At 36.2% G+C, this 4,127-nt stretch carries 4 protein-coding genes and 4 tRNA genes; 1 reads left to right on the plus strand and 7 read right to left on the minus strand.

Annotated elements, in window-relative coordinates; all coding sequences use genetic code 11:
* Positions 1-56: 56 nt before the first annotated feature.
* The 4 genes from AC30RD_RS06890 to AC30RD_RS06905 form a co-directional block, all read right to left on the minus strand.
* Positions 57-133: transfer RNA gene (locus AC30RD_RS06890), tRNA-Arg, on the minus strand.
* A gap of 17 nt (positions 134-150) precedes the next feature.
* Positions 151-227, minus strand: a tRNA-Arg gene (locus tag AC30RD_RS06895).
* Positions 228-320: 93 nt separating this feature from the next.
* A tRNA-His gene (locus tag AC30RD_RS06900) sits at positions 321-397 on the minus strand.
* A 14-nt stretch (positions 398-411) separates the two neighbouring features.
* Positions 412-489, minus strand: a tRNA-Pro gene (locus AC30RD_RS06905).
* Between the two features lie 151 nt (positions 490-640).
* Here AC30RD_RS06905 and AC30RD_RS06910 point away from each other — a divergent pair.
* Positions 641-1,987, plus strand: a complete 1,347-nt coding sequence (locus AC30RD_RS06910) for a sodium-dependent transporter (protein WP_489493666.1) — start codon at positions 641-643, stop codon at positions 1,985-1,987.
* Between the two features lie 18 nt (positions 1,988-2,005).
* Here the strand turns inward: AC30RD_RS06910 and AC30RD_RS06915 are convergent, their stop codons facing one another.
* The 3 genes from AC30RD_RS06915 to AC30RD_RS06925 all read right to left on the minus strand — a co-directional run.
* Entirely contained in the window at positions 2,006-2,785 is a 780-nt protein-coding gene (locus AC30RD_RS06915) for a thiazole synthase (protein ID WP_489493667.1), read from the minus strand.
* 46 nt (positions 2,786-2,831) lie between these two features.
* Positions 2,832-3,410, minus strand: a complete 579-nt coding sequence (gene purN / locus AC30RD_RS06920) for a phosphoribosylglycinamide formyltransferase (RefSeq protein ID WP_489493669.1) — start codon at positions 3,408-3,410, stop codon at positions 2,832-2,834.
* A partial coding sequence (locus tag AC30RD_RS06925; protein WP_489493670.1) for an NAD(P)H-hydrate dehydratase occupies positions 3,401-4,127 on the minus strand: 727 nt, incomplete at its 5' end. The genes purN and AC30RD_RS06925, both read right to left, overlap by 10 nt.

A 4,127-nucleotide genomic window follows, 5' to 3' on the forward strand; every position in this document is an offset into this window, starting at 1 on the left:
CCTAAGTCTGGCGCGTCTGCCAATTCCGCCACTCCCGCAAATATGTAGTAAATAAATGGTACGCCCGCCAGGATTCGAACCTGGGACCTACGGCTTAGAAGGCCGTTGCTCTATCCAGCTGAGCTACGAGCGCATATTTTAACGCATATGTGGCACGCCCGAGAGGAGTCGAACCTCTAACCTACGGATCCGAAGTCCGTTGCTCTATCCAATTGAGCTACGGGCGCACTGATAAGGTCTTCAGCTACGCCCTTAGCAAAAGACCCATAGGCTATATATTATATCAATCTTTTTCCTCATTTTCAAAGGCTCTAAAATAGTGGGGTGGATGACCGGATTCGAACCGGCGACCCCCAGAGCCACAATCTGGTGCTCTAACCAACTGAGCTACACCCACCATATAAGTGGAAATGGTCGGGGTGGAGGGATTCGAACCCCCGACCCCCTGGTCCCAAACCAGGTGCGCTAACCAGACTGCGCTACACCCCGAACTCAATTTGGAATGAAATTATATTTAAAAATATTGAGTTTGTCAATAATTTTGTAACTATTTTTTTCATAAAATTTATAAAAACTCATTATTTATAAACATTAAAAAATACTTTTAATATAATTAAACAAACAATCTCAAGGAGAGTTCGTGAAAATTCAAAGATTTTCAAGAATCGGATTTATAATGGCCGCAGCAGGCAGTGCCGTTGGGCTTGGCAATATATGGAAATTTCCCTATATGACCGGAGAATATGGTGGAGGTGCTTTTGTTCTTGTTTATCTTATTACTATAGCGCTTATTGGATTTTCGGTAATGGTAGCTGAGATGTTAATAGGCGCCCTTGGAAGAAAAGATACCGTCGGAAGTTTTGAAGAACTAGCGCCCCCAAATAGAAAATATTGGAAATATGCCGGCTTTATGGGCTTTAACGGAATTGTAATAATGACCTTTTACTCTGTAGTAATCGGATGGATCTTTTATTATCTTTTTCGTCTTTTTTCTGGTCTTCCATCCTCTACCCAGGAGGCAAAAAATATTTTTAATCTTTTAGTTGCAGATAGTGCCGCAACAGCAATATTTTTTCATACGATTTCGGTCTTAATCGTAGGATATATAGTCCATAAAGGGATAAAGGGAGGTATCGAAAAAATAAATCTTATTTTAATGCCCGCTTTAATGATTATACTTTTTGGTCTTTTATTTTATGCTTTTACCCTTGATGGTTTTGAAAAGGCTTGGAATTTTATGTTTGCTCCAAAATGGGAAAAACTAAATTCAGAAGCTATTGTTAGAGCAGTTGGACACTCCTTTTTTACCCTATCTCTTGGAATGGGAGCCATTTTAACATACGCGGCCTCTTTACCAAAAGAGGCAAGTATCCCAAAAACCGCTTTTATTGTAACATTTATGGATACACTTATAGCACTTGTAGCGGGACTTGTTATTTTTAGTTTTCTTTTCCAATTTGGTGCGACTCCATCTCAAGGACCAGGACTTGTTTTTATATCTTTGCCTACTATATTAAACAATTTTGGAACACTTGGAATATTTTTTGCCCTACTTTTCTTTTTAGCTCTTGCGTTTGCTGGTATAACTTCTGCTATAAGTCTGGTTGAGCCGGTAGTTCAATATTTGATAGATAGGTTTAATCAAACAAGAGATAAAGCGGTTATCTTTACAAGTTTTATATATTGGATAGTAGGGATAGCGGCTCTTTTATCATATACAAAATCTTGGGGAGAGATATTTAGCATAGCAAACAAACCAATTTTTGATATTTTAGAATATACTACAGATTCTATACTACTTCCACTTGGTGGACTTTTAATAGCGATATTTGTGGGATATGAAATTCACAAAGATCGAGTAAAAGCTCATCTACAAGATGAGATGGGAGAAAAGGTTTTTAATATATGGAGATTTTCAATTAGATATATTGCCCCTGTAGCTTTGATTTTTATGATGCTAAATCTTATGGGAATAATTAAAATATAGGGCAAGACTTGCCCTATTTTAAAACTGTATCATTCCTTCAGTTGGACTTGAAGCAGTTGCATAGGGCTTTTTTGGAATTCTTCCGGCAAGATAACTCATTCTTCCAGCAATTACGGCGTTTTTCATAGCTTCGGCCATAAGTATAGGATTTTTTGCTTGAGCTATAGCCGTATTTGTAAGCACTCCATCAGCTCCTAACTCCATAGCAATTGCCGCATCGCTTGCACATCCCACTCCGGCATCGACAATAACGGGAACCTTAACAGCCTCTTTAACAAAAACAACATTATATCTATTTTGAATTCCAAGTCCGCTTCCAATCGGTGCGGCAAGTGGCATTACAGCAGCGGCACCTGCATCTTCCAATCTTTTTGCTACTATTGGATCATCGTTTGTATAAGCCATAACTGTAAATCCCTCTTTTGCCAATGTTTCACAAGCCTTTACCGTCTCTATCACATCTGGATAAAGTGTCTTTTTTGTATCGCCTATAATTTCAAGCTTAATAATATCAATATCGGTAGCCTCCCTAACAAGTCTAAAAAGAGTTATCGCCTCCTCTGCTGTTACACACCCTGCACTATTTGGCAAAAACTGAATATCGATATCTTTAAAATAATCCATCAAATTTTCTTTATCGGGATCTGTAATATTGACTCTTCTAACAGCAACAGTAATCATCTGCGCTCCGCTAGCTATGGTAGCGTCAAAAGTTGTTTTAAAATCGTGATATTTACCGCTTCCAACTATCAATCTACTTGTAAATTCATATTTTCCTATTTTTAAAATATCGCTCATATTCGCTCCTCAAATGAGATAAAATTTATCTTATTTTACTCTCTTTTTATTTATTAGTCAAAATAGAAACTATAACTTTAGGATAGATTTTATACTCAATTTCATGTATCTTTTTTTCAAACTCTTTAAAACTCATCTCCTCTTTTTTAAAACACTCCTGATCCAATATCTCTCCACCATCTACCTCTTCGCTTACTCTATGCACCGTAACTCCCGCAACCTTCATAGGACTTTCGTAGCTTCTTTTTATAGCGTTAGCCCCTTTAAAAAGAGGAAGTATTGATGGATGTATATTGATGGCGTTTTTAATATTTTTCGTAAAAACCTCAGTTAAAATTCTCATAAATCCAGCTAACACTACTAGATCAGGGTTTTCATCTTTTATGATTTTTACCAACTCTTTATCAAAATCTTCTCTTTTCAAAAATTTTTTATGATCGATAATTTCAACTTTAATGTCATATTTTTTTGCCCGAATTATACCTTTTGCTTTTGGATTGTTGGTTATGGCTTTTGATACGACTATTTTTATATCGCCAAACTTTTTATTATGCACTTTTTTTATAATATTTTCTAAATTCGTCCCTTCGCCGCTAAAAAGTATTACTATATTTTTTATAAGCAACCTAAAGCCTTTATGATATCCTTTGGTGTTAGAGCAAAGTTTGCTTTTTTGACTTTGCTTGCTGCTATCGTATGAGCAAGAGATCCATAAATTGCCGCTTTTAAAGGCTCATAACCTTGAGCTAATAGAGCTCCTATTAGGCCCGTTAACACATCCCCGCTTCCACCTTTACTTAATGCGTTTGTTCCTAAAGGATTAATATAAATTTCGTCATATTTTGAAATAATTGGATTTGCGCCTTTTAATAATAAAACAATATTAGGAAACTCTTTACAAAATTTTTCTACATAATATATTCTATTTTCTTGAATCTTTTTTACATCAACATCTTCAATTTCTAAAATCTTAAGTAATGAAGAAAACTCTTTTGGATGAGGAGTTAAAACAATATTGTCTCTTTTTATTATATCTTTTATTCTCTCGCTATAAAAAAGATCTGCGTCCACAACAAGCGGAAGATCGTTTTTTAACACAAGCTCATAAAAATCTTCATCGCTATACTCCATACCAAGACCCATTCCAACGGCTATTGCCGTTGAAGTTTTTGGGATGGAGTTTGAGTGCATTAGTTCATATGGAACCGTTATCTTTTCGTTGGTAATTACGCTAACAAGTCCGGCTCCAAAGTTTAAAGCGCTTAGCGCAGCCATTATAGTAGCCCCTTCTTTTTCGCCGGCTATTACGCTTAAATGACCATAATCTCCTTTATGAGAAGAT

It is taken from the genome of Nitrosophilus sp. (genome assembly GCF_982775275.1).